24 protein-coding genes are annotated in these 25366 nt (G+C 72.7%); 15 read left to right on the top strand and 9 right to left on the bottom strand.

The features are described from left to right. Positions 1-2: 2 nt before the first annotated feature. On the bottom strand, positions 3-221 hold the full coding sequence (locus AB0873_RS21535) for a hypothetical protein (protein ID WP_366601673.1): 219 nt from the start codon (positions 219-221) through the stop codon (positions 3-5). Positions 222-1005: 784 nt separating this feature from the next. Between AB0873_RS21535 and AB0873_RS21540 the strand changes: the two genes are divergently transcribed. Beyond that, entirely contained in the window at positions 1006-1953 is a 948-nt protein-coding gene (locus AB0873_RS21540) for an AraC family transcriptional regulator (RefSeq protein WP_366601601.1), read from the top strand. 66 nt (positions 1954-2019) lie between these two features. Here AB0873_RS21540 and AB0873_RS21545 read toward each other — a convergent pair whose 3' ends face one another. Continuing rightward, a complete protein-coding gene (locus AB0873_RS21545; RefSeq protein ID WP_366601603.1) occupies positions 2020-2784 on the bottom strand; it encodes a hypothetical protein in 765 nt (254 codons plus the stop codon). A 357-nt stretch (positions 2785-3141) separates the two neighbouring features. Here AB0873_RS21545 and AB0873_RS21550 point away from each other — a divergent pair, with 357 nt between their 5' ends. The 7 genes from AB0873_RS21550 to AB0873_RS21580 all read left to right on the top strand — a co-directional run bounded on the left by AB0873_RS21550 (position 3142) and on the right by AB0873_RS21580 (position 9814). Beyond that, entirely contained in the window at positions 3142-3705 is a 564-nt protein-coding gene (locus tag AB0873_RS21550; protein WP_366601604.1) for a hypothetical protein, read from the top strand. 168 nt (positions 3706-3873) lie between these two features. Further along, the gene (locus AB0873_RS21555) at positions 3874-4578 is read left to right on the top strand and encodes a GntR family transcriptional regulator (protein ID WP_366601606.1); all 705 of its coding nucleotides are present in this window, start codon (positions 3874-3876) and stop codon (positions 4576-4578) included. A gap of 66 nt (positions 4579-4644) precedes the next feature. Next, the gene (locus AB0873_RS21560; protein WP_366601608.1) at positions 4645-5577 is read left to right on the top strand and encodes a hypothetical protein; all 933 of its coding nucleotides are present in this window, start codon (positions 4645-4647) and stop codon (positions 5575-5577) included. Positions 5578-5673: 96 nt separating this feature from the next. After that, a complete protein-coding gene (locus AB0873_RS21565) occupies positions 5674-6282 on the top strand; it encodes a hypothetical protein (protein ID WP_366601610.1) in 609 nt (202 codons plus the stop codon). Further along, positions 6267-6911 carry a DUF5987 family protein gene (locus AB0873_RS21570; protein WP_230688706.1) on the top strand — a complete coding sequence of 215 codons (645 nt, stop codon included), beginning with the start codon at positions 6267-6269 and terminating at the stop codon, positions 6909-6911. The genes AB0873_RS21565 and AB0873_RS21570 overlap by 16 nt, the downstream gene beginning before the upstream one ends. Further along, on the top strand, positions 6908-8479 hold the full coding sequence (locus AB0873_RS21575) for a GMC family oxidoreductase (RefSeq protein WP_366601611.1): 1572 nt from the start codon (positions 6908-6910) through the stop codon (positions 8477-8479). The genes AB0873_RS21570 and AB0873_RS21575 overlap by 4 nt, the downstream gene beginning before the upstream one ends. Before the next feature lie 105 nt (positions 8480-8584). Beyond that, on the top strand, positions 8585-9814 hold the full coding sequence (locus AB0873_RS21580) for a serine hydrolase (protein WP_366601613.1): 1230 nt from the start codon (positions 8585-8587) through the stop codon (positions 9812-9814). Positions 9815-9896: 82 nt separating this feature from the next. Here the strand turns inward: AB0873_RS21580 and AB0873_RS21585 are convergent, their stop codons facing one another. The 7 genes from AB0873_RS21585 to AB0873_RS21615 all read right to left on the bottom strand — a co-directional run bounded on the left by AB0873_RS21585 (position 9897) and on the right by AB0873_RS21615 (position 18425). Continuing rightward, positions 9897-10697: a hypothetical protein gene (locus AB0873_RS21585; RefSeq protein WP_366601615.1), complete on the bottom strand. Its 801-nt coding sequence runs from the start codon at positions 10695-10697 to the stop codon at positions 9897-9899. 41 nt (positions 10698-10738) lie between these two features. Beyond that, entirely contained in the window at positions 10739-12940 is a 2202-nt protein-coding gene (locus tag AB0873_RS21590) for a TIM-barrel domain-containing protein (protein ID WP_366601616.1), read from the bottom strand. Then, entirely contained in the window at positions 12937-14064 is a 1128-nt protein-coding gene (locus tag AB0873_RS21595; RefSeq protein ID WP_366601618.1) for a glycoside hydrolase family 15 protein, read from the bottom strand. The genes AB0873_RS21590 and AB0873_RS21595 overlap by 4 nt, the downstream gene beginning before the upstream one ends. Positions 14065-14131: 67 nt before the next feature. Then, positions 14132-15412 carry a sugar ABC transporter substrate-binding protein gene (locus AB0873_RS21600; RefSeq protein ID WP_366601620.1) on the bottom strand — a complete coding sequence of 427 codons (1281 nt, stop codon included), beginning with the start codon at positions 15410-15412 and terminating at the stop codon, positions 14132-14134. A gap of 37 nt (positions 15413-15449) precedes the next feature. Further along, positions 15450-16262, bottom strand: a complete 813-nt coding sequence (locus AB0873_RS21605; RefSeq protein WP_366601622.1) for a carbohydrate ABC transporter permease — start codon at positions 16260-16262, stop codon at positions 15450-15452. After that, positions 16255-17211: a sugar ABC transporter permease gene (locus AB0873_RS21610; protein WP_366601624.1), complete on the bottom strand. Its 957-nt coding sequence runs from the start codon at positions 17209-17211 to the stop codon at positions 16255-16257. The genes AB0873_RS21605 and AB0873_RS21610 overlap by 8 nt, the downstream gene beginning before the upstream one ends. After that, the gene (locus AB0873_RS21615; RefSeq protein ID WP_366601626.1) at positions 17208-18425 is read right to left on the bottom strand and encodes an ROK family transcriptional regulator; all 1218 of its coding nucleotides are present in this window, start codon (positions 18423-18425) and stop codon (positions 17208-17210) included. Before AB0873_RS21615 ends, AB0873_RS21610 begins: the two co-directional genes overlap by 4 nt. 221 nt (positions 18426-18646) lie before the next feature. Between AB0873_RS21615 and AB0873_RS21620 the strand changes: the two genes are divergently transcribed. From AB0873_RS21620 to AB0873_RS21650, 7 genes are all read left to right on the top strand, one after another. Then, positions 18647-21349, top strand: a complete 2703-nt coding sequence (locus AB0873_RS21620; protein WP_366601628.1) for a penicillin acylase family protein — start codon at positions 18647-18649, stop codon at positions 21347-21349. Between the two features lie 205 nt (positions 21350-21554). After that, positions 21555-21956, top strand: a complete 402-nt coding sequence (locus tag AB0873_RS21625) for a YbaB/EbfC family nucleoid-associated protein (protein ID WP_366601630.1) — start codon at positions 21555-21557, stop codon at positions 21954-21956. Then, entirely contained in the window at positions 21943-22257 is a 315-nt protein-coding gene (locus AB0873_RS21630; RefSeq protein WP_366601631.1) for a type VII secretion target, read from the top strand. The genes AB0873_RS21625 and AB0873_RS21630 overlap by 14 nt, the downstream gene beginning before the upstream one ends. Further along, complete coding sequence (locus tag AB0873_RS21635) at positions 22254-23447, top strand: WXG100 family type VII secretion target (RefSeq protein WP_366601633.1); 1194 nt, start codon at positions 22254-22256, stop codon at positions 23445-23447. Before AB0873_RS21630 ends, AB0873_RS21635 begins: the two co-directional genes overlap by 4 nt. After that, the gene (locus AB0873_RS21640) at positions 23447-23794 is read left to right on the top strand and encodes a hypothetical protein (protein ID WP_366601635.1); all 348 of its coding nucleotides are present in this window, start codon (positions 23447-23449) and stop codon (positions 23792-23794) included. Before AB0873_RS21635 ends, AB0873_RS21640 begins: the two co-directional genes overlap by 1 nt. Positions 23795-23891: 97 nt before the next feature. Then, positions 23892-24257: a VOC family protein gene (locus tag AB0873_RS21645; protein ID WP_366601637.1), complete on the top strand. Its 366-nt coding sequence runs from the start codon at positions 23892-23894 to the stop codon at positions 24255-24257. 554 nt (positions 24258-24811) lie between these two features. After that, positions 24812-25327: a winged helix-turn-helix domain-containing protein gene (locus AB0873_RS21650; RefSeq protein ID WP_366601639.1), complete on the top strand. Its 516-nt coding sequence runs from the start codon at positions 24812-24814 to the stop codon at positions 25325-25327. Positions 25328-25366 lie beyond the last annotated feature (39 nt).

Genomic DNA, 25366 nt, shown 5'->3' on the forward strand with positions numbered 1-25366 from the left:
CGCTAGTACCGGGCGCGCGGCAGCCAGCCCAGGAACCGGTTGCGGGCCCGGCCCACCGGGAGTGCGGGGAGGTCCTCGACCGCGGCGAACAGGCAGGATCCGAGGTAGACGGCGAGGCCGGTGCTGGCGCCGCCGTACTCGGCGAGCAGCTGGCTCTGCTTGGTGGCGCAGGGCCACTCCTCGCCGCAGCCGCCGCACGTCCAGCTCGGCGTGTCCGGCAGGTGTTCCGGCGGCCGGGCCGGCCGGTACCGTCGCGACGCGCCGTTGCGCTTTCCCGGGCCGGGACGCGCCGGCCCGGCGTTGGGTGAGCTCTGCTCCTCCGGTGCCAGGCGCCGCCGGACCGTGCTGAGCAGCGCGCCCACCCGGATCAGCGCGTCCGGCCCCACCCGGTGCGGCAGCAGGACGGTGAGCAGGTGGTGTCCGAGGGCGTCGAACACGGCGCGGGTCAGTCCCAGGTCGGCGCAGAGCGCCCACAGTCGGTCCGGCCGCAGTGGCCGGTCGGGATCCAGGGCGTCGGCCAGGACGTCCCGTAAGCAGGCCTCGACCTCGCCCGCGCGGGTGTCGACCGTGCCGACACCGGGATCCCGGGTCAGTCGCCGCACCGTCTCCGCCGCCGTCGCCCGGACTATCCGCGTGGTGTCGTTGATGTCCACTGTCCTCACCTCGTCCGTGTCCGCCGAGGACGACGCTCCGCACCCACTGTGTCCGGCCAGCGGCCGGACGGCTCGCACCGGCGTGGACGGGCGGAGCGTGGCCGGGTCCCGGCCAAGATTCATCGGTCCCGGCAAGATTCACTCGTCGCCGACGACGGCAGCTAGCACGTCGGGCGCGGGCGGCTAGCCCGTTTGCGAAGGTCGTCGCCAACCCGGGCCAGTCCGGACCGGCCTGGACGGGAAACCGCTATCCCCCGCAGTGTTCGAGCCGTACACTCCGGCCCAGGACCTTGCGTCAAGCAGAATTCCCGCTGCCGTTGGACACTGGTTGCTCAATCCGCGGGGAGGCGGAGTGAGTACGCAGGAACCTGTCATCCACCGCTTCGACAGCCGCGATCCCGAGCTGGCTCACGACTACCTGGCGGCGTCGTACGGCACCCGGCTCCGGATCGAGGCCGGCGGGCCGTACCGCCTGCGGCACCACCGCGTCGACCTCGGAGCGGTACGCCTCGACGACACCGCCCACTCCGGCGACCTGCGGATCGACGTCGAGCCGCTCGGGACCCTGGTCGTCTGCGAGACGGTCAGCGCGCGGGTCAGCCGGAGCTGCGCCGGCGCCGAGCACCGGTTCACGCCCGGGGACACCTTCCTGGCAGCGCCGCCCGAGCGCGCCCACTCCGTGCGCTGGCAGGTCGGCGCGGTCGCGGTGTGCGTCCTGGACCTCGGCCTGCTGGCCAGGGCGGCCGGCACGGCGACGCCGCTGCGCTTCGACGTCCTCACGGCCGCCCCGCCGCACCTCGCCCGGCACTGGCGGACAACCGTCGCCTACCTGCGGGAGGCCGTCCTGGCGAACCCGGAGGCCGCCGGCCAGCCGCTGGTGAGGGGCGCCGCGATCCGCATGGTCGCCGCGGCCGCGACGACCGCGTTCGGCGGAGCCGTCCCGGGGGACGTGACCGCCGAGGACGGTCGGGACGCCGGCGCCGCCACCGTCCGCCGCGCGATCGCGTTCATGGAGGAGCACGCGCACGAGGACATCGGCGCCACGGACATCGCTGCGGCGGCCCGGGTCTCCCCCCGCGCCGTGCAACTCGCCTTCCGTACCCATCTCGACATCACGCCGATGGCGCACCTGCGCGGGATCCGGCTGTACCGGGCCCATCAGGACCTGCTGCGGGCCGACCCGGAGCGGGAGACCGTCGCCCGCATCGCCCACCGCTGGGGCTTCGTCAGCCACAGCCGGTTCACCGCCCGGTACCAGGCCACCTTCGGCGTGCCGCCCAGCCGGACCCTGCACACCTGACCGCGCCGCCGATCGGCGGTGTCGCAACCCCACCGGCCGAACCGGCGACCAGGGCGAACTGAAGTGTCAGCGGACGCTCACGGTGATCTTGTCGAAGTCGGGTGCCGGCCCGTGCGGGTTGAACATCCGCACCGAGTTGGCGCCGGGTCGCAGCGTCATCGTGACGGTCGTGCTGTCGACCGTGCTCCACCCGCCGGTGTCCGGGAAGGTCAGGACGATGGGCGACCCGCCGTTGACGCTGATGTGCCCGACCCGCGGGCCCTCACCGTTGACGAAGGTGATCGTCACGGTGGCCGTGCCGCCCGCCCGGGCGGTCACCCCGTTGAACTGCAACGCCCCCATGTCACGGCCGACGTAGCCCACCTTCTTCTGCCCGGAGCAGCCGGAGCAGGTGAAGGTCCGGGTGCCCGCCAGCCCGTTCGCCGGCGACTCCGCCTCGTACGCCGTGGTCACCACCGGCGGTGCGGCCGGGGCGGCGGGCGGCGGTGCGGCCGACGGGCGCGCCGTGGACGGCGACGGAGACGGGGGCGGCGGGGTCGACCGGTTCTCCACTGATCCCACGCGCACGTCCCTCCCGGCCGGGGATGCCGGAGTGGACGCTCCGGCGGCGCCCTCACCCGCGCCGGCCGAGGCGGACGATTCCGGGGCGGAGGTGATGACGCCGGCCCCGGGGCCGGGATCCGCCCCCGTGGACGGTCCACCGTCGACGTCCGCCGTCAGAGCCGCCAGTGCCAGTACGACGATCAGGTAGCCGACCCCCACCACCGCCAGCAGGCGGACCGGCCCGATCCGCCAGAACCCGTCCTGGTCGCGTCCATGCCGTGGGCGCACGTCGTCCTCCCCCTCGCCGCTGTCGCCTCGACACCGGCGCACGACTGTGACCGGTGACACAGGATTGTATGGGCATTGGAGCCGATTTGACCGCCCGCACGTCCCGTTCCCGATCATCGTCACCGCGGGTTCCGGCCTGGTTGCCGAACCCTTCTACGGTGATGGCGCCGCAGTCCCGGGTTCCGTCACCCGACGGCCGCGTTCCCCCCGCCCGGCAGGGGCCGAAGGTCCCGGCCGGGGCGGGACCGGTGGCACACCGGGAAGCGGACCAGCGCCCCTGCCGACCGTCCGTCGATCGCGGTGGAATCGATGTGTGCCCACCGGGGGCACATCGGAGGACGAGAGGACGTGGACGCCATGACCGCGATTGCCGAGCGGCAGATCCCGAAGGTGACCGCTCCGGCGGTCGGTATCGACAACACGCGGACGACGACCGCCGGCACCGCCGCGCGGTACGTGTTCGCGGGTGTCCGGCTGGCCCTCGGCTGGACGTTCCTGTGGGCGTTCGTCGACAAGGTGTTCGGGCTCGGCTTCGCCACCCCCACCGAACGGGCCTGGCTCAACGGCGGCAACCCCACCAAAGGCTTCCTGAGCGGCGCCGAAGGACCCTTCGCCGGCATCTACCACGACCTCGCCGGCACCGCCTTCGCCAACTGGGCCTTCCTGCTCGGCCTACTCGGCATCGGCCTGGCCCTCACCCTCGGCATCGGCATGCGCATCGCCGCCGCCACCGGCGCCACCCTCTACATCATGATGTGGTCGGTCGCCCTGCCCCCACAGACCAACCCGTTCCTGGACGAACACCTGACCCTCGCCGCCGTCCTGGTCGGCCTCACCCTCATCGGCGCCGGCCGGACCCTCGGCCTCGGCACCACCTGGGAGAAGCTGCCCATCGTGCGGAGGCTGCCCTTCCTGAAGTGACGGGACGGCGTACCCGGAGGGGCCCCGCTACGGCGGGGCCCCGTCGCGTCGTCCGACCCCTTCCGCCCGCACCGCGGCCGAGAACCTGTTGCCATCCGTCGCCGTCGATGGCAGAGTGTCGTCCATCCGAAGTGGATGAGCCACTGAGCCAATCCGAGGACGGACGCCGTGACCACGACCCGGATCGCCCACGACAGCCTCGTCGACGCCCTGGTCAACCGGATCCGCGACGACGTGCTGGCTCGCCGGTACCCGGCCGGCAGCCGGCTCCCGCCGGAGCGCGACCTGGCCGCGTCGTACGGCGTCACCCGCACCTCGCTCAAGCACGCACTCGTGCGCCTCGCCCAGGCGGGGCTGGTGGAGACCCGGCACGGAGTCGGCACGGTGGTGCTGGACTACCGCCGCCACGGCGGTCCCGACCTCCTGCCGATGCTGCTGACGCACGCCTTGGGCGAGGGCACGGACGGCCGCTGGCTGGTCGAGGTGTTCGAGGTACGCCAGGAGGTCGGCGCCCTCGTCGCGGCGCGGGCCGCCGCGCACCGCGGCGCCGACCAGGCGGACGCGCTGCGGGCGCAGCTGGCGGCCGTGACCGCCGCCCGGGACGCCGACGCCGCCCAGCTCGCCGAGGCCGAGGTGCACCGGATGCTCGCGGCGGCGGCCGGCAACCGGGTGTACGAGCTGCTCGTCAATTCCCTGCTGAAGGCCTACCTGGAGGTGCGGTCGTTGTTCCGGGCGCCGTTCGCGGACCCGGCGGTGGCGGGTGCCCGGCTGGCACCGCTCGTCGACGCCGTCTGCGCCGGTGCCCCGGACGCCGCGCGGACCGCCGCCGAGGAGTACCTGGCCCGGACGCGGGAGCTGATGCTCGGCCGGTGACCGCGTCGCCGGATCCATCGCACGTGCCGACCGCCCGCTCGATCCCGATCGCGAGGAGTGTGGGACATGGAGGACCTGCTGGCATCCCGGTGGCGTGGTCAGCCCGGCCGCAAGGAGGTGTGGTACACGACCATCACCGACCCGGCGACCGGGACCGGCGTCTGGCTGCACCACGAACTGGTCGCCCCCACCGACGGCGCCACCCCGTACGCGCACGGGCTCGTCGGGGTGTTCCCCCCGGACGGAAGGCCGGTGCTGCGTCACCTGCCGCGTGCGCCGTGGCGGCCCGACGGCGCGGTCTTCGCCAGTGGCGACGTCCGGATGACCCGCGACCGGTTCACCGGGCACGTCGACGACGTCTCGTGGGACGTGTCCTGGCGGGACGGCGGCCGTCCCATCTACACGTTCCCGCCCTGGGCGTGGCACCGGGAGCTGCTTCCGGCGGCGCAGGTCGTGCCGGCGCCGAGGGCGCTGCACCACGGCGAGGTGCGCTACGGCGACCGTGTCGTACGCCTGACCGACGCCCCCGGTGCGACCGGCCGCATCTTCGGGCACGGCATGGCGCGCCGCTGGTCCTGGTTGCACGCCGACCTCGGCGGCGGCGACGTGCTGGAGATCGTGGCCGCGGTGGCCCGCCGCCGGGGCTGGCGGCACCTGCCCGTCCTGCCGTTCGTCCGGCTCCGGATCGACGGCGTGGACTGGCCGGGTGGTGACCCGCTGCTGGCCGCGCTGCGGTTTCGCGGGGTGCTCGCACTTCCGGAGTGGCGGGTGCGCGGCCGGCACGGGGACCGGCGGCTGTCGGTGACGGTGCGGCAACCCGCCGACCGGACGCTCAGCGTGCCGTACACCGACCCGGACGGGTCGCGGTGCGTCTGCCACAACTCCGAGCGCGCCGACGCCGAGATCCTGCTGGAGACGCGCGCCGGCGGCGGCGACTGGCGACCCGAGCGCCGGTGGCGCCTGCACGGTACGGCGCACGCCGAGGTCGGCCTGCGCTGAGCCGCACCCTCCATCCCGACCACTCCGCTCGGCCAGGGTGGCTGAGCCACTGAGCCAGCCGCCCGCCCACCGTCTTCCGAAAGGGGTCGGACGCCCATGCGCCGTACCGTCGCCACCCTCGCCTGCGCCGCCGTCCTGCTCGCCGTCACGCCCGGGGTCGGCCGGGCCGGCGCCGCACCGCCCGCCACCGTCCACTCCCCGACCGCCGGCGACACCGTCGGCGGGTACACGCCTCCGCCGTTCGGGGCGGGCTGCGTCGTCCACCGCTTCGGCGAGGGAGAGTGGCCGCCGGTCCGGCTGTGGTTCACCGACCCGCTCTGCGTCGAGTACGAGAAGCGGGACATCACCGCCGACAACGGCGGAGCCCTGCGCTTCCTGCTGGCCGAGCCGTCCCGGTTCGCCCTCGCCGCCACCACCTGCCGGTACTGGCAGCAGGACCACTGGAGCGTCCAGCGCAGTCGGGGAGCCACCCCGCTGGTCGCCTGGGACGGCAGCTACTGGTTCGACCGCCGGGCCCGCCTCGCCGCGCTGCGGTTGACCAACTTCCGCGTCGCCGGGCGCACCGCCGGCGTCGGCGACGTGGTCGCCGCCCTCGCCGACGACCACCCGGAGCTGGCCCGCGCCCTGGCCCGGTACGGCGCGTCCCCCGGCGAGACCGGGCTGGCCGTGACGCTGCCCCGCAGCCCCTGGTGCGGCACCTCGTGAAGCGCCGCCGGCTGTTCACCGCCGCGCTGGCCGGTGCCGCGCTGCCCCTGATCGGCGGGGCGGCACCGGCCGCGGCGGCCCTGCCCGCATCCACCGTGGACACCCTCGACGCGTTCACCGACACCCTGATCCCCGGTGCGAAGCGGTTCCCCGGGGACGTGGCCGTCGCCGGGGTGGCCACCGGGCCGGGCGGAGCCGACGCCGGGTTCCTGACGCTGCTCACCGATCCGCGCGTCGGCGCGCGGCCGCTGCTCCCCGCCGTCGCCGCCCTGCTCAACGCCCGCGCCTGGGGCTACGCGCTCAGCCAGGGCAGCTGGCCGACGCCCCGGCTGCCCGCGTTCGTGGCGTTGTCGTACCGGCACCGGTCGGCCGTGGTGGCCCGCCTCTTCCAGCGCGACGACCCGGACCGCGACCTGTGGGCCGTGCTGGCGCTGGCCTCCGGCCTGGCCTTCGACGCGGCGGCCCATCTGCCCACCGCGCAGGCCGTCCGCGACCGGCACCCCGGGCTGGCGGTGCTGCGCTTCCCGCCGCCCGATCCGGACGGGTTCTGGCGCCACCCCGAGTCCTCCTACCGGCTGGTGCTGGCCGATCGGCACCCCGACACCACACCCGAGGGGAACCCGCGATGACGGAACGCTGCGACGTGGCGGTGATCGGCTCCGGATTCGGCGGCGCCATCCCCGCCTACTACACCGCCGCCGCCGGCGCCCGGACCGTCGTGCTGGAACGGGGGCCGTACGTCTCGGCGGCCGACGTGCGGCACAGCATGCAGCTCGGCAGCGTCGGGCGGATCGTCGACGCCATCGAGGGCGACGGCCTGACCGTCATCGCCGGCAACTGCGTCGGCGGGTCGAGTGTGGTCTACTTCGCCGCCTCGCTGCGTGCCCCCACGGTCACCTTCGAGCGGACCGGCAGCAGGGGGCGGCGGCTGTGGCCGGCCGCCCTCAGCCGCGCCACGCTGGATCCGTGGTACCGCCGGGTCGAGGCCGCGCTCCCCGTGACGACGCCCGACTGGCCGGATGTCTCCTACGCCGGCGGGGTCTTCGCCGCCGCGTGCCGGCACACCGGCCACACCGCCAATCCTGTTCCCCTCGCGGTCGACCTGCCCCGCTGCACGAACTGCAACTGGATGTTGTCCGGCTGCCACGTCGACGCCAAACGGTCCATGCTGCTCAACTACCTCCCGGCGGCGACGGCGCACGGCGCGGACGTCCGGCCGCTGCACGAGGTGCAGACCATCTCCCCGGCGAGCACGCCCGGTCACCGGTACCGCGTCACCTACACGGTGGTGGACCCGGACGACTACCGGATCGTCAGGTCGACCGGGTGCCTGGAGGCGCGCATGGTCGTGCTGGCGGCGGGCGCGGTGGGGACGCCCGTGCTGCTCCGGCGGTCCGCTCCCCTGCTCGGCGGCGTGCCCGCGGCGGTCGGCCGGTACCTGTCCGGCAACGGGGACCGGATCACCGTGGCCGACGTCTCCGAGGCCGCCGTCGCCGATCTGCTCGACCTGCGCCGCGGTCCCGGCGGCGCGTACGACGCCCATCACATCGGACGGGCGATCACCGCGATGACGTACGACCACCTGGACGGCGGGCGGCCCGAGTTCGAGCGGTTCGGTCTCCAGCAGCTCGCGTTCCCGGCGCTGACGAACCTGTTGGCGGGCGCGCCCGGCTGGTACGGGGTGGCGAAGAAGGAGCTGCGCTCCCGGTGGCGGTCCTGGCTGACCGTCCTCGCCATGACCGAGGACGACAACGAGGGCACCTTCGGCGTACCGCCGCTGACCGGGTCGTTCACCCGGGTCACGAACGGGCTGGGGCTGGGCGGCTTCTCGTACGCCCCCACCGCCGCCACCCGTGACGGGTGGGCCCGTGCCGACGCGGCCGTCCGCCGCATCTTCGGGGGCGGCCTGGCGACCGTCCACCCGTGGACGGCGGAGGTCGGCGGAGCGGTCACCGCCCATCCCCTGGGCAGTTGCCGCCTCGGTGACGACCCGGCGACCTCCGCGCTCACCCCCGACCACGTGCTACGCGGTCATCCCGATTTGTTCGTCACGGACGCCTCGGCGGTGCCGGCCGCGCTGACCGTCAATCCGTCGCTCACGATCGCCGCACTGGCCGAACGGGCCAGCGAGACGGTCCTGGCGCGGCTCGCCGCCCTGGGCGTGGCGCCGCGCCGGCAGATCCCCCCACCCGGTTGAGCCAGACGATAGGTCGCAAACCGCTCGTGGCTCGCCGTACCGTCCAAACCTCGCGCTTTCTCCAATCGGAGCGGGCCGGTCGCAGGTGCCGTTACGGTGCGTGACGTGGCACCTTTTCGCATCGTCGCCGTGACGTTGAGCGCCCTCCTCGTGTCGCCCGTCGGCGCGACCGTGACCCGGACCCGGGCGGTGGCCGCGCCGCACCGACCCTGCCCCACTGTGGAGCCACCCGCGCGCCCGCCCGCCACACCGTCACCGCCGCCGGTCGACCCGAACCACCGGGCGGTCGGCGGGGAGGGGCTGGCGACCCCGGGGCTCGCCGCACCCCGGGATGCGCCGAGGCCGCCGGCCGTGACCGCCACCTCCTGGGTGGTGGCCGACCTGGACAGCGGCCGGGTGCTGGGTGGCTGCGGACCCCACGAGCACCGGACCCCGGCCAGCGTGCAGAAACTGCTGCTGGCCGCGGCCCTGATGCCCCGCCTCGACCCGACCGAGGTGGTCGAGGTGAAGCGGGAGGACCTGCGCGACCTCGATCCGGAGAGCTCGCTCATGGGGGTGGCCGCGGGTGGCCGGTACTCGGTCCAGGACCTGTGGTTGGGGTTGCTCCTCGAATCCGGGAACGACGCGGCCAACGTACTGGCCCGGCTCGGCGGGGGCGCCGCCGGACGGCCCGGCGGGGTGCAGGCGATGAACGACGAGGCGCGCCGGCTGCGGGCGTACCAGACCCACGCCGCGACACCGTCCGGCCTGGACGGTCCCGGCCAGTACACCAGCGCGTACGACCTCGCGCTCATCACCCGGGCGGCGTTCGCGCGGGAGGACTTCCGGAGGTACATGGCGACCCGCGCGACGCAGGTGCCCGAACAGCGGGGACGCGGCACCCTCGCGATCACGAACGACAACGCCCTCCTGGGCCGCTACCCCGGGATGCTCGCGGGCAAGACCGGCTTCACCGACCTGGCCCGGCAGACGTACGTCGGGGTGGCCGAACGCGACGGACGACGGCTCGCCGTGACCCTGCTCGGCGCGGAGACCGCGCCGCTGGGCAGCCTGGGCGAGGCGACCGCCCTGCTCAACTGGGGATTCGGCCTCCCTCCCGACGCCTCCGTCGGCCGTCTGGTCGCCCCGGACGGAAAGGACAAGGACGACCGGGTCGTCATCGCCGCCGGGGACGGGCGCGGTGGGGGCGGTGACTCGTCGTCGCTGTCGCCGCCGTTCCTGCTCGGCCTCGGCGCCACCATCCTGCTGAGCGTCGTGCTCGGGGCGACGACGTTCCGGCGACGGAACATGCGTCTTCCATCCGCGCCCCGCACGACAGCAGACGTGGAGGACTAGGCTGGCCGCATCAGATGCTTGCCGGTGCCCACCGAGCGCCGCGCCAGCTCCGCGAGCGGGCTACGAGCCACCGCTGTCGGTGTCAGTGATCCCAGCCGAGTCGGTTGCGCAGCGCCGTCACCCCGCGCCGCGGAAAGCCGGGATCCTCGTCGAACTCGCTCTCGGCCAGCTCGAGCAGGGTACGGGCGGCGGACTCGACATCGCGCTCCAGCGCGTCGGCGATCGCCCGGCCGGCAGCGGGATACACCTGCTCGAAGCGCCGGAACGGATCCAGGTCGTCCAGTCGATGGCCGGCGCTGGCCGGCCGGGCCAACCGCCAGGCGGTAAGTAGGTGACCGACCGCGACCGTCCGGACGAGTTGGCTGGCGACCAGCACCTCACCCCGACGACACCGCCCCACCCCCACCAGCAGCACCGCGACGAACAGGCCAAACTCCCGATCGGCGCGGGCCGACCGGCCAGGCTTCGGGCGGGCCGCCACCCGGGCGAAGGCCTCGGCGACCCCGTCGCGGTCCAGGATTACCTCGTAGGCGTTGGCGTGCCACGATTCAAGCCCGGCCAGCGACGTGACGCCGAACTCCAGCAGGTGGCCGTCGTCGTAGACGACCTTGAAGCCGTCGTGTTCTTCTCGAAGAATGAGGGCGATGTGGGCTGAATCGGGCAGCCAGCTCGGGTCGCCACGCAGCCGCTCCTCGGCACCGTCCACCGTGACCACGGCGAAGTCGTGGTCACTCCACTCGTCGACCCGTTCGCGCGCCGCGGTCGAACCCATGAAAACGAGTCCCTGGACGTCGGCTCGGGCCACGAGGTTGTCGCGCAGCCGAGCGCCGAACCGGATGAACCGGTCGAGTCCCGGGGACGGTCGTGCTCGGTTGTCTGTCACGCGCTGCCTCCTGCTGGCACTCTCTCTGTCGGCACTCAACGTCACCCCACCCGGCGGTAGACCGGGATTTCGTCCAGCGGCGCCGGACGGTCCAGCTCGACTGGACCGGTGTGCCGCTCGCCGGTGAAGAAGTCCTCCCACTCCCCCGGCGGCAGCCATACCGGCCATGTGCGGGCACCGGGTTCGGTGACCGGAGCCACCAGGAGGTCGTCGCCGAGCTGCCACTGCTGCGGCCAGTCCCAGACCCGCTTGTCGTCCGGGTGGTCGAAGAACAGTGGCCGCATCAGGGGCTTGCCCGTCTGGACCGACCGTTGCGCCTGCTCCACCAGGTACGGCACGAGTTCCTCGCGCAGCCGGGCGAACCGCCGAAAGACGTCGAGCACCCGCGGTTCCCCAGTTCGCGCCGCGATGTTCCAGGGCGTACGGTCCACCAGGGGCTCACGGTGGTGGTTGAACTCGGAGTGGTACTGCATGACCGGGGAGAAGCAGGCCGCCGCCGCCGAGCGCAGGTAGAGCTCCGCGTCGGGGATGTCGCCGGAGAATCCGGCAAGGTCCCAACCCCAGAAGAAGATGCCGCCGACACCGGCGGTCAGGCCGGCGGTGATCGAGGCGCGGTAGGCCTCCCACGTGGAGTCCTCGTCGCCCGCCCAGTGCGCGGGGAAGGCTGCCGATCCGGTGAACCCGGCCCGGCTGAACGTGACGCCCTCGGTCCCCGCTGACCGCATCAGCTCGTGGTAGGCGGCGGCGTAGCGGACCGGGAACAGGTTGTTCCCCTGGTCACCGCGTGATCCGTCGAAGTACCGCAGATCGTGACCCCACGGGTGCTCGCCGCCGTCGGTCTTGAAGCCGTCAACGCCGAGCTCCTCGACCAGGTAGCGCCGCTTGTCCAGCCACCAACGCCGGGCCTCCGGGTTGGTCCAGTCGGGCAACAACGCCCCGGGGAACCACCAGCCCCGGTTACGGTGCGGCGATCCGTCCGCCTCGCGAACGGCGTACCCGCGCTCGGCCAGGATGGTGAGGTCGGCGGCGAGCTGGCCGTCGTCGCCGCGGTCGGTGGGGATCAGCGGGATCTGCCACAGCAGCACCTTCACACCGGCCTCGTGCAGTTCGTCGATCATCGCCTTCGGGTCGGGCCAGGCCCCGTCGGTGGGGAACTCGAAGTCGGCGAGGCGGTGGGGTGCGCCGTCCGGGTGCACCTCGTAGCGCGCGTCGCGGAAGGCCACGAAGGTGGCCTCGTCGCTCCAGGCCTCGATGACGACCGCGCCGACCGGAATGCCCTCGGCGAGGCTGCGACGCACCTCGGCGAGCACCCGGGTCTGGGTGTTCCACTCGTTCCCACTCATCCAGGGCCGGAACACCCAGGCCGGTGGGATCGGGGGCTGCCCGGTCTCGGTGAGGAACTTCCGCACGACCTCGGCCGGCTCGCCGGTGTAGAGGTGCAATGGCAGCACGGGCGTCGCGGGGTCGACCTCGGCCTCGACGAGGATCCGGTCCGGCCGCGAGGCGCCGACGTCGTACCAGGTACGTCGGCTGGTCACCACGTGGAAGCCCCAGCCGCCGCCGACGACCACGGCGAACGGCATCGGCAGGTAGGTGCGGTGCCCCTGCCGCTTGTACTGCTCGAACACCGTGGCGTCGAGCAGGTGGCCGCGCTGGTCGAGCGCGTGGTACCGCTCGCCGAATCCGACCACGTGCGCACCCTCGGCGAGCCGGAGCGCGAAGCGTACCCGCCGGGGTCCGTCGCTGCCGGTCAGCCATTCGACGCTGCCGGGGTCGAGGACGGCGGTGCCGCCGGGATCGCGCACCTCCAGCCGTCCGCCGGCACCTTGCCAGACCAGCGGCCGTACCGGGAAGGCGGCCGTCCGGACCGCACCGCCCGCCGAGGTCCGGCCGACGACGGTGTACACGTCGTCCGTGTCCGTCGTCGCCCGGGCGATCCACGCCGTGCGGCCACCGGTGTCCGGGGTGGCCGCGGCGGCGGAAGCCAGGTGACCCGTCGAGCCGGTCGGCGGAGCGGCGGGCGCCCCGAAGTCCAGGGTCACCGTGGCCGGGTCGACACGCTCGGCGGGCACCTGCGTGCCGTCACCGAACTCGACCCGGACCTCGGTCACGTCCGGGTCGGTGAGCACCCGGATCTCGTACTCCTCGCCGCGCAGCGGATAGACGGGAACCCGCTGGTCCAGGTCGTGTCGATAGGGGTGCCCGGTCCCTGCGGGGCGATGGTTGATCACGGCGTCACTCACAGTCCGACCTCCACGGCAAGCGTGACGAACATGGCGTGCGACCACAGCAGGGGCGTGGCCACGGGCCCCCAGCGCTCGGTCCACTCGGCGATGTGTTCGGGCCGCTGGGTGTGGCTGCTGACCTGCTCGGGCAGGTGGCCCTCGGGGGTTGCCTGGGCGGCGATCCACTCCAGCCGCTGTCGGGCCGCCTCGGTCCGGCCGGTGCGCGCCTCGTGCCAGCCCAGCCAGGCGGTGAGGATCAGCCACTCTCCGCCGCCGTAGAAGGTGTCGCCGAGGTAGCGGTAGACGCCACCACGCAGCAGCTGGTCGCGTACCTCCTCGTAGGTACGCTCGGCGACCGTGCTGCCGGGGTCGACCACGTCGAAGGGAGTCAGGCAGGCCAGGAGGCTGCCGTCGACGGCGGTGCCGCCCAACCACTTGGTGAGGTGCCCGTCCGCGGTGCCCTCGGCGGCGACCAGGGCCTCGAACTCGCTCGCCCTCGCGGCGGCGGCAGCAGCGCGAGCGGCGTCGAGCAGCGGCTCACCGTGCTCGTCGCGGGCGGGGACGACCGCGCGCAGCCCGGCCAGCACCGCGCCCAGCGTCGCGACGTGCCGGTGCTCCGCGTGCTCCTCCCACCAGTCGTAGCAGGGCCGGTCGCCGAACGCGATCAGGTAGTCGACCGTGGCGGTCACGGCCGGCCGGTAGGCGGCGAGCGGCCGCCCGTGCCGTGCCGCGTGCTCGACGAGCATCCACAGCCAGGTGCCGTAGCCGTCGAGCTGGAAGTTCCACCAGGGCTCGTCGCCGTCGGCGCCGTCCAGTGTGTAACGGGTCGGCAGCATCTCGTCGGCGCCGATGTCCTCCCTGCGCTCGGCGCGGGCGACGAGGTCGGCGATCCCACCGGCGCGGGCGTCGATCACCGTGGCGCACCAGCGGAGGAAACGGTCGGCGCTGTCGGCCCGACCGGCCCGGCTCATGGCGTCGGCGATGAAGGCGCCGTCGCGAAGCCAGCTGTAGCGGTAGACGGGGTAGTCGGGGCTGGCCGGGTAGGCGCCGGACGGATGCTGGTGTGCCTCGATGAGGGTGAGGCTGGACTCGACGAGCGTACGCAGGTCGGACCGTGCGGCGAGGGGCACGGGTTCCTCCATAAGGTGTCGGTATGGTCGTGCGCGGGGCGCGGCCGAGTGCGGAACGGCCGCGCCCCGCTGGTTCCCACTACTTGATGAGGGCGGTCACCGCGGCCGCCGCCTCGTCCAGCGCCGCCTGTGGGCTGGCCTGGCCGGATGCGGCCTTCTCCAGTGCCTGGGTGACGATGTCCTGCATCTTCGACTGCTGGGCGTCGAGCACCGGCGGGAGCGCGATGTCCGCCAGCGCGTCGAAGACGGCCTTACGGTTGGCCGGCGGCGTCTGCTTCAGGTAGGTGTCGAACGCGGCCTGGTCGTTGACCGCCGGCAGTTCCCAGTTGGAGGCGAGCCGGGTCTCCACGGCCTTCTGCGAGGTGCCGAGGAACCGGGCCCACTTCCAGGCCGCGGTGGCCTTCTTCGTCTTCGCGGACACGGCCGTGGCGTTCATGAAGACCGCGTTCGCCTTGCTGGTGTTGCCCGGCTCGGTGACGATGTCGAAGTCCAGCCCGGGCGTGCTCGCGAGCTTGGCGATCTGCCAGATCCCGTTGTGCCACATGGCCAGCTTGCCGCTGGTGAACAGGGCGGTGTCGTAGTCGGCCTTGCCACCGATCTCGGCCACGGTGGGCTGCACGGTGCCCGGCTTGCTCAACAGCCACTGCGCCGACTCGAGGCCCTTGGCGTCGTTGAAGGTCGCCTTCTTGCCGTCCGCGGAGAGGAACGACCCGCCGTTCTGCGCGAGCGCCTTGTAGAACTCGTGGAAGGTGACCGGCTGGTAGTCGCCGTAGATGCCCTTGGCCTTGTCGGTCAGCTTCTCCGCCGCCGCCCGCTCGTCGGCCCAGGTCCAGTCCGCCGTCGGGTACGCGACGCCGGCCGCGTCGAAGAGCTTCTTGTTGTAGAAGAGCACCACGTCGGAGAACGTCGAGGGCACCGCGTAGAGCTTGCCCTCGAACTGGAAGGCCTCCCGCGCCTTCGGGTAGAGCCGGTTCGCGTCGTAGTCCTTGTCGGCCTTGGCCGGTTCGTCGAGCGGCAGCAGCGCGCCGGCCCGGGCGTACGTCACGAAGTTCTCGTAGTTGAGCTCGAACGTGTCCGGCGCCGTGCCGCCCGCGATCGCCGTCTGCAGCTTGGTGAAGTAGTCGTCGTACGCGGCCGTCTGCACCTGCACGGTGATGCCCGGGTTCTGCTTCTCGAACTCGGCCTTGATCGCGTCCAGGTCCTTCAGGTGGTCGGGCGCGGCCGAGAAGGTGAAGTAGGTGACAGTGCCGGTGGCGCCATCGTCCGCGCCGCCGGACGCGTCCTGCCCGCACGCGGCGAGCAGGCTCACCGTGGCGATCGCCCCGGCCGCGGCCGCCAGAACTCGTCTTCTCGTGGTCATCGGATCTCTCCTTCGGGGGTGGTGGGTGGTGGAGGAGCTAGGACTTGACGCCGGTGAAGGCGATGCCCTGCACGACGTAGCGCTGAGCGAGGACGTAGAGCGCGAGGATCGGCAGCACCGACAGGGTCGAGCCGGCCATGACCACGTTCCAGGCGGTGCTGTACCGCCCCTGCAGCAGCGACAGGCCGACCGGCAGGGTCATGTGTGCCTCTGTCTGCGCGATCACCAGCGGCCAGAGGAACGCGTTCCAGCTGGACATGAAGGCGAAGACGGCGAACGTGGCCAGCGCCGGCGTCACCAGCGGCAGCAGCACCTGCGCGAAGACCCGCAGGTGCCCCGCCCCGTCGACGTACGCCGCTTCGTCCAACTCCTTGGGCAGTGCCAGGAAGGCCTGTCGGAGCATGAACACCCCGAAGCTGGAGACCATCGTGGGCAGCAGGAGCCCGGCGTAGCTGTCGACCAGCCCGAGGTAGCGCATCTCGATGAACAGCGGGACGATGATCACCTGCATCGGGATCATCATCGTGGCGAGGTAGAGCACGAACACCAGGCCGCTGCCGCGGAAGCGAAGGCGGCTGAACGCGTACGCGGCGGTCGCGCTGGTGACGAGTTGCAGCAGGGTGGAGACGACGGCGACGCCGACGCTGTTGGCGGCGAAACGCCAGAACGGGAAGGCCTGGCCGAGCCGCTCGTAGGGCTCGACGGTGGGCGGGTCGGGCAGCAGGGGTGTGTCCACCCGGCCGAGCTGCGCGTCGCCGGTGAGCGAGGTGGCCAGCATCCACGCGAACGGCCCAAGCATCGCCACCGCACCGAGCGTGAGCGCGACGTACCGGAGGATCTTCCTACTCATAGTGCACCCACCTGCGCTGCAGCCGAAGCTGGGCCAGGGTGATCAGGAGGATCACCGCGAAGAGGACGATGCTCATGGCGGAGGCGTAACCGACCCGGCCGTACGAGAAGGCGTAGCTGACGATCTGCTCGACCACGACACTGGACGCGCCGCCCGGCCCGCCTTCGGTCATCACCCACACCTGGTCGAAGACCTGAAATCCGTTGATCATGCTGATCACGGTGACGAAGAACAGCGACGGGGAGAGCATCGGCAGGGTGATGCTGCGCAGTTTGCGCCACACGCCGGCGCCATCGAGCGAGGCTGCCTCCACCACGTCGCGCGGAATGGCCTGCAGACCCGCCAACAGGATCACGGCGACGAACCCGACGTCTTTCCAGACGGAGGCGAGCACCACCGAGGGCATCGCCCAGTCCGGGTCGGTCCACCACCCGGGTCCGGTCACGCCGAACGCGCCGAGGATCCGGTTGACCAGGCCGTCGGCCGGGTTGAGCAGCCACTTCCACAGCAGCGACACGGCGACCCAACTGCTGATGACCGGCAGGAAGAACGTGGCCCGGTAGAGGGTCATCGCGGGGAGCTTGGCGTCCAGCAACAGCGCGACGGCGAGCCCACAGACCAGCACCAGCGGCAGGTAGCCGGCCAGATAGGCCAGGGTGTGGCCGAGCGCGGCATGGAACTCGGCGTCGCCCAGCAGTTCGGTGTAGTTGTCCAACCCGACGAACGTCGGCACGCCGATCAGGTTCCAGTCCTGCAGGCTCACCCACGCGGTGCCGAGCATCGGGCCGATCCAGAAGCCCAGTAGCAGGAGGAGACTCGGGGCGAGGAAGCCGGCCGCAGCCAGGGCCGTGCGCAGTCGCCGGCGGGCGCCGGGCCGACGACGCGGCGGGGTCGGCCCATCCGGCCGCACCGTGCGTCGGAGGGTGGTGGCGGTACGAGGTGCGGTCACTGGGTCACCTCGGCGCCGGGAAAGGCCGCCAGCCGCGCCCGTATCGCGTCGGCGTGCGGCTCCGCGTCCATCGTGAAGGGCGCCCGGAGCACCAGGGCGGCGGCGCCCAGCGCCCACTTCGTGTCGTCCCACGGGTCGACGTGCACACTGACCCCGTCGGCCATCGGCGGGAACATGCCGGCGCGCAGGGCGGTGAGGAAGCCGTCGGCGAGGTGCGTCCAGGCCAGGGTTCCCTCGCCGCTGACCAGGATCGCCTGCGGGTCGAGCACGGTGGCCAACCCGGCCGCGATGGTGCCGAGGCGGGCTCCGGCGGCACGGTAGACGGCTCGCGCGCCGGCGTGCCCGTCGTCCGCTGCCGTCCGCAGGTCGGCCGGACCGGCGTCCGGTCCGACGGCACCGGTCTCGCGCGCCCGCTCGACGAGCGCGGCGTCGCAGACGTACGTCTCCAAGCAGCCGCGCTTGCCGCAGTGGCAGGGCGGTCCGTCGGGGTCGATCGGCAGGTGCCCGAGTTCACCCGCCGCGCCGTGCCCGCCGCGGCGCAGGTCACCGGCGGAGACGACGGCCGCGCCGACGCCCTGTCCGAGGGTGATGGTCAGGAAGTCCTCGTACGGCCGGCCCAGGCCGTACAGGTGCTCGTACGCCGCCAGGGTGTTGACGTCGTTGTCCACGAGCACCGGCACGTCGAGCAGTTGGCTCAGGTAGTCGCGCAGCGGCATGTGCCGCCAGCCCAGCAGGGGTGCCTCCACCAGGCCGGTGCGGCTGTCGACGAAGCCGGGCACACCGAGCCCGACCCCGAGCAGCGGTGCGTCCCCGACGGCGGTCACGTGCGGCGCGAGCAGCTCGGACAGGGCGTCGAACGGGTTGACGGCGGTCTGGTCGAACGGTGCGGAGAACGTGTCCAGAACGGTTCCGTCAAGGTCGGCGCGTACGCCGGTGAGCCGGCCGGCGGCGACCTTGACCCCGATCGCGTGCGCGGCCGGGCCCACCACCGCGAGCAGCTCACCGGGACGCCCGCCCCGCGGAATCCCGTCGTCGACCTTCCGGATGACCCCGGCCTCGATGAGCGAGCGGGTGACCGCGGTGACGGTCGGCGGGCTGAGGCCGAGCCGCCGAGCGATGTCGGCTCGTGAGATCGGCCCTTGTCGACCGATCAGGGCGAGCACGGCGACCCGGTTGATGTCCCGCAGGCGCGGCCCGGACGTCGCAGCCGTCATGGCCCACTTCCTTTCGCCGCTAAATTCGGTGTCCTAACAAAGGTTCTGAAGTCAGGAAGCGGATGTCAAGGTCCGTGACCAGACCGAGACCATCGGGGGCGACCCGGCGACCTGCGCGACACCGGGCGCCGCCAGCGGGGACGCGAGGGCGCCGAGCCATGCGGCCAACCAGGCCGTCACAATCACCTATCCGGGGGTCGCTGGCGCTAGGATCCCGCGACGTGAATCCCGTACGCATTCCCTGGACCCGGGTCCGGAAGATCGCCGTCTGGACCGTGGCGGTCCTGCTGGTGCTGGTCCTCGTGCTCGCCGTCGCCGCCGTCTGGGCGGTGCGCCGCTCGTTCCCCCAGCACGACGGAACCCTGCGGCTCTCCGGGCTCTCCGCCCCGGTCACCGTGCACCGCGACGACCACGGGATTCCCCAGGTGTACGCGAAGAGCGCCGACGACCTGTTCCGCGCCCAGGGTTACCTGCACGCGCAGGACCGGTTCTGGGAGATGGACTTCCGCCGCCACGTCACCGGCGGCCGGCTCGCCGAACTCTTCGGCTCCAGCCAGGTCGAGACCGACATCTACCTGCGCACCATGGGCTGGCGCCGGGTCGCCGAGCAGGAGTGGCAGATCCTCGCGCCGGACACCAAGCGCCACCTGCAGGCGTACGCCGACGGCGTGAACGCCTGGCTCGCCGACCACGACGGGGGCCGGGCGAGCCTGGAGTACACCGTCCTCGGCCTGCAGAACCCGGACTACACGGTGGAGACGTGGAGCCCGGTGGACAGCCTCGCCTGGCTCAAGGCGATGGCGTGGGACCTGCGCGGCAACATGGAGACGGAGATCGCCCGCGCGGCCCTGCTCGCCGCGGGTCTGACCCGTCAGCAGGTCGAGGAGCTGTACCCCGCGTACCCGTACGACCGGAACACCCCGATCGTCACCGGCGGCGGCATCGTGGCCGGCGCGTTCGACCAGCAGGCCGGACCGGCGACGCCGCCGAAGCCGCCGGCCGGCGGTGGCACCGGCGGCGGCACGACCGCCGGCGGCGTCGACGTCACCGGGCCGGGCGGCGACGCGGCCACCGTGCAGGTGCTCACGGCGATGGCCGACGGCCTGTCCCGGCTCCCGATCATGCTGGGCAACGGCGGCCAGGGCATCGGCTCGAACTCGTGGGTCGTCGGTGGCGGTCTCACCGCCACCGGCAAGCCGATCCTGGCCAACGACCCCCACCTGAGCCCCACCATGCCCGGCATCTGGTACCAGATGGGCCTGCACTGCGAGTGCGGCTTCCAGGCCGCCGGGTTCACCTTCTCCGGGGTGCCCGGAGTCGTCATCGGCCACAACGCCCGGATCGCGTGGGGCTTCACCAACCTCGACCCGGACGTGACCGACCTGTACCTGGAGCGGGTGGACGGCGACCTGGTGCAGGTCGACGGGGAGTGGCGGCCGCTCCAGACCCGCGCCGAGACCATCAAGGTCGCCGGCGGCCGGGACGTGTCGATCACCGTACGCGCGTCCGGGCACGGGCCACTGCTGTCCGACGCGTCGGCGGCCCTGCGGGACATCGGCGTCGCGCCGCCGGTCGACCCGGCCGGCTCGCCCGCGCCGGTCGCCGCCGCCCCCCAGCCCTCCCCCGGCCGACCGGCGACCGGCGGTGACCAGCGGGACGGGTACGCGGTCGCCCTGAGCTGGACCGCCCTCCGCCCGGGCCGGACCGCCGACGCCCTCTTCGCGCTCAACACCGCCACGAACTGGACCGAGTTCCGCGCCGCCGCCGCGCTGTTCGAGGTGCCCGCGCAGAACATCGTCTACGCCGACGTCGACGGCAACATCGGCTACCAGTCCCCCGGCCGCATCCCGGTCCGCGGCAAGGGCGACGGGCGGTGGATGGCGCCCGGCTGGGACTCGGCGTACGACTGGAAGGGGTTCATCCCCTTCGCCGAGCTGCCCAGCGTCCTCAACCCGACCGACGGCTACCTGGTCACCGCGAACCAGGCCGTCGTCGGCCCCACCTACCAGCGTTTCCTGACCAGCGACTGGTCGTACGGCTACCGCAGCCAGCGCATCCGCGACCTGATCGGCTCGGCCCGCGACGCCGGGAAGATCACCGTCGAGGACGTGCGACGGATGCAGTTCGACAACCGCAACGGCTTCGCGCCGACGCTCGTACCGGCGGTCGTCGCCGCCCTCGGCACCGGCGATCCGTCCGACCTGTCCCGCGTCGCCGCCACCGAGTTGTGGAAGGACTGGGACTTCCAGCAGCCGGCCGAGGGCGCGGCCGGCAGCACCGAGGGGCGCGGCTCGGCGGCTGCCGCCTACTACAACGCGACGTGGCGGCACCTGCTCGCGGCGACCTTCGACGAGCTTCCCGAGGACAACCGGCCCGACGGCGACGACCGGTGGTACGAAGTGGTCCGGGGGCTGCTCGCCCAGCCGGAGTCGCCGTGGTGGGACCGCCGGGACACCCCGCAGGTCGAGCGCCGCGACGACATCCTGCGGTCGGCCGCCGGCGAGGCGGCCACCGAGCTGCGGCGCGACCAGGGCGACCGGCCGGCCGACTGGCGGTGGGGCCGCATGCACACCCTGACCGTGCGGAACCAGACCTTCGGCACGTCGGGCATCGGGCCGGTCGAGTGGCTGTTCAACGCCGAGCCGGTCGGCGTGTCGGGTGGCGACGCGATCGTCAACGCGACCGGCTGGGACGCCGCCGACGGGTACGAGGTCGACGCCGTCCCGTCCATGCGGATGATCGTCGACCTGGCCGACCTGGACGAGTCCCGCTGGATCCAGCTCACCGGCAACTCCGGGCACGCCTTCCACCCGAACTACGACGACCAGCTCGAGCTGTGGCGTACCGGCCGCACCCTGCCCATGCGCTGGGACCGGACCACCGTCGAAGCCGAGGCGGCGCGGACGCTCATCCTGCAGCCGTGACCGTCCGGGTCCGCCGCTGAGGCGTCCGGCACGCGTTCGTGCGGGTGCGGGACGCCGTCCTCGGCGCCGAACCCACCGGCCCCGGGCCGCAACACGCACGGGACGGCACGCAGCGCGACCGGTTGGTAACGTGGCGGCGACCTCGGCGGTCGGTGTGCCGGCGTGCCGGGGGTGCCGGTGTCCGGTGGGTCCTGGGGAGGGTCGTGTGTGGGCGGACGAGGCTGCGCTGGACGCGGCGGGACGCCGGCTCGACGAGTGGGAGTCGGCCGTCGCCGACCGAGCGGCGAACGCGAAGGCCCTGTCGCAGCGGGTCCGGGCGCTGACCGGCACCGCGTCCAGTCCGGACCGGATGGTCGAGGTCACCGTCGACGCCACGGGCTCGCTGACCGACCTGTGGTTGGACGAGCGTGTCCGGCAGCAGTCCGCGGTCCGCACGGCTCAGCAGATCCTGGCGACCACCCGGGCCGCGCACGCCGACCTGCTGCGCCAGGTCACCGCCGCGGCGTCCGAGACCCTCGGCGACGGGGACCCGGCCGCCGAGGCGGTCGTCGACTCGTACCGCCGGCGGCGGGACGCCGACCCGGGTTCACCGAATGCCCGCCGGTGACGGCATCCAGGTCGACCCCGACGACCTGAGCGTGCACGCCGCCCGCCTGGACCGCCACGCCGACCGCATCGACACCGCCGGCCACGCCGGCCAGCACGTCCGGCTCGGCGCCGACGCGTACGGGCAGCTCTGCGCGGTCATGCCGGCCCTGCTCGACGGCCTGCAACGCGTCCTCGTCGACGGCGTGGGCACGGCGGCCGGGTCCGTCCGCGACACCGCCGACCGGCTCCGCAGCAGCGCAGACCGCTACCGGGCCTCCGACGCCCGCGCCTCCCGGCAGCTGGACCGGATCCGCCCGTGACGGCGAACCCCCTGGTCGCCACCGCGGCCGACACCCCGCCCAGCGCCTGGGCCGGCGTCTGGATCTGCGAGGACATCGAACTCGTCGCCCAGGGCATCCGCACCGGGAGTTGGGTCGACGGCAGCCTCGGCGTCGTCAGCGCCGGCCTCGACGCCCTCGCTCTCGTCTCCGACCCCGCCGGCGCCCTGCTCCAGTACGGCATCGCCTGGCTCATCGAACACGTCAGACCGCTCAGCGAGGCGCTCGACTGGCTCGCCGGCGACCCGGCCCAGATCACCGCCCACGCCCAGACGTGGCGCAACGTCGCCGCGTCGCTCCGCGACGAGGCCGCCGACCTGGCCCGCGCCGTCCGCACCGACGTGGCCGGCTGGGGCGGTGCCGCCGGCCCCGCCTACCGCACCTGGGCCGCCGAGCAGCAGCGGGCCATCGGCGGCCTGGCCGCGGGCGCGGACGCGATGGCCGCGATCACCGAGGGCAGCGCCGGCCTGGTCGCCGCCGTCCGGCTCCTGGTCCGCGACGCCATCGCCACCTGCGTCTCGCGGCTGACCGTGTACGCGGTCGAACTCCTGGCCACCGGCGGGCTGGCGGCACCGCTGGTCGTCGAACAGGTGACCACCACGGTGGCGTCCTGGGCCGCCCGCATCGCGAAACTGCTCCGCGCCCTGCTGACCAGCCTCCGCCGCCTCATCCCCGACATCCGCCGCCTCGCCGGCCTCATCGAAAAACTCAAGCAGGCCCTCAGCCGGCTCAGGTCCGGCCCGACCGGATCGAGCAAGGGTCCGCCAGACCCTGAAGTTCCTCGCGAGCCCTCTCCAACGGGAGTAGGCGACGAGCAGCGCGTTCGAGAGCTCGGTATGGATCCGGCGACCGGTCGGTTCCGACCAGGCGAAGCAGAGACGGCGGTCAGGCTGGAGCGGGAACTCGGCGTCACGCTGAGCCGCGCCCCGGCGGACTCGTCGGCCGACTGGGTCGACGGCGCTGGTCGCACCTATGATGCTGTCGGCAACTTCCCAAGCCAGTTCTTCGACCGGCAGTGGCCCCAGCTCCAGTACCAGATTCAGCGGCACCTGGACAAGGCTGATTTCGTGCCGGTCGACGTCTCCAGGTTCTCGCCTGAGCAGATCGCCATTCTCAAGCAGTTCATAGCGGACCGGAACCTGGGTCCGCGGGTCTTCATCGTGGGGGATTGATGGCTGGTCTCATCGTGCTCAAGCCCGGAGTCGACTGGACGGCATCGGGTGGGCTCTTCGATTGGACGTTGGAGTTCCTGATCTCGCGTCTCTCCGACCGTCAAGCCGCCGACAGTCTCCAGGAGATCATCGACAACAACCTCGGTTCACTGTGGGTCGCGGACATGCCGACCCGTGTTCAGCACGAGATCATCGGCCATTGGCGCGACGGCCTGATTGCGGCAGGCGAGCGCGAACTGCCGGACACCGAGCACAAGACGGCTGTCATCCATCGTCTACAGGAGTTGGTAGACGCGACCTACCTCGCCTACCCGAACAGCTTCCCCCGACGCGTGGACCCCAGGTAGCCGGAGGGCCGTACATCTCCTGGCCGGTGTGGCTGGCAGGGTTCCAACATCCAGTCCAACGAGACCACACCCGGGGCGAGTACGCCTGGGTATGGTCGTGCGTGTGATCAATGGCGCGCATGTGGTGATCTACAGCCGGGACGCCGGGGCGGACCGGGCCTTCTTCCGGGATGTGCTGGGCTACCCGCACGTCGACGCGGGCGACGGGTGGCTGATCTTCAAGTTGCCGCCGGCCGAGGTCGCGGTGCACCCCGCGGAATCCACCTCGCACGAGTTCTTCCTGACCTGCGACGACGTCGCCGCGACCGTTACCGACCTGACCGCCAAGGGGGTCGAGTTCACCCAGCCGGTCAGCGACGAGGTCACCGACCTCGACGCCGGCGCGGCCCGGCGAGTACGGCGTCGGAGCGCTCTTCTCCTTCCCGCTCCAGTCCGTCGAGTCGGTGCTGCCGCTGGCCGGTGACCGGGTGCTCGTGGCCAACGACAACAACTTCCCGGGCAACGACGGCCGGATCCCCGGCCGGGCCGACGACACCGAGCTGATCGTCCTCGACGTGCCCGGCCTGCGGTAGGTCCCTCCCGCCCCTCGAGATCAGGGCGTCCTCGGTCGGTTCCCGCGGCCGGTGGACGCCCTGGTCCGTACGGCCCACCGGAACACCGGCCCCGGCGACCGCCGATGGCCGGGACATTGTCCGACACATCGAAGTGCACTACTATCTAGGCAATTTGATCAGCCCTTCGACGACAAGCCGACGAAGAACCCGGAAACCGGGCCGGCAACCCCTGAAAACTGTGGAAAGCCCGAGGAACGCCCGCCGCTCCAGCACACGTCGAGCCGATCCGACCAGGCTCGGGGCCACGTCCGTCGGTTCCCGGCCAACCGCAGGCCAGCCAATTTCGATGCGTGACCGCAACCATTGGTCCCCGAATCGAAATAGAGGTGAAACAGGGCATCCGCACGATTGGTCGAGGACGTCGGAAATTGTCCGGAGTGGATGGGGCGGAAAGGGGTCGGCGATGCGGAGAATTCCGGCCGCGTCCCTGGTAATCGGCATCGCCTCCTCGCCGGCCGAACGCAGACAGCTCGCACAGCTGCTCGGTGGGACCGAGGCGTTCCTGATCGTGTCCAGCGTCGATCAGGCACGCGAGTTCCTCGACGTGCCCGGGACGCCCCACGCCGCCACGGCCACCACCCCCGTTCCGGCCCTGGTCGCCCAGACCGTCGCGGAAGCGGCCGAGCCACCGCCACCCGTGCTGACCGTCGACTCCAACCGCCGGGTGCTGCGCTGGCTGGACCGCGAGATCGAACTGACTCCGCTGGAGCACGATCTCCTGCTGTGCCTGGTCGGCGCGTCGGGGCAGGTCTGGACCTACGAACGGCTGCACCTCGAGGTGTGGGGCAACGCGCACCTCGGCCGCGGCTCCGACATGCACTCGGTGGTGCGGCGGGTACGCCGCAAGCTGGCCCGGCTGGGCGCCACGGCGACGATCGACGCGGTCCGCGGGGTCGGCTACCGCCTCGCCCCGGCCTGACCCCCCGCCCCCCACACCGTCGAACGTGGCCGGCCCGCC

Origin of the sequence: Micromonospora sp. NPDC047707, assembly GCF_040704235.1 — a bacterium.
Classification (GTDB): Bacteria; Actinomycetota; Actinomycetes; order Mycobacteriales; family Micromonosporaceae; genus Micromonospora.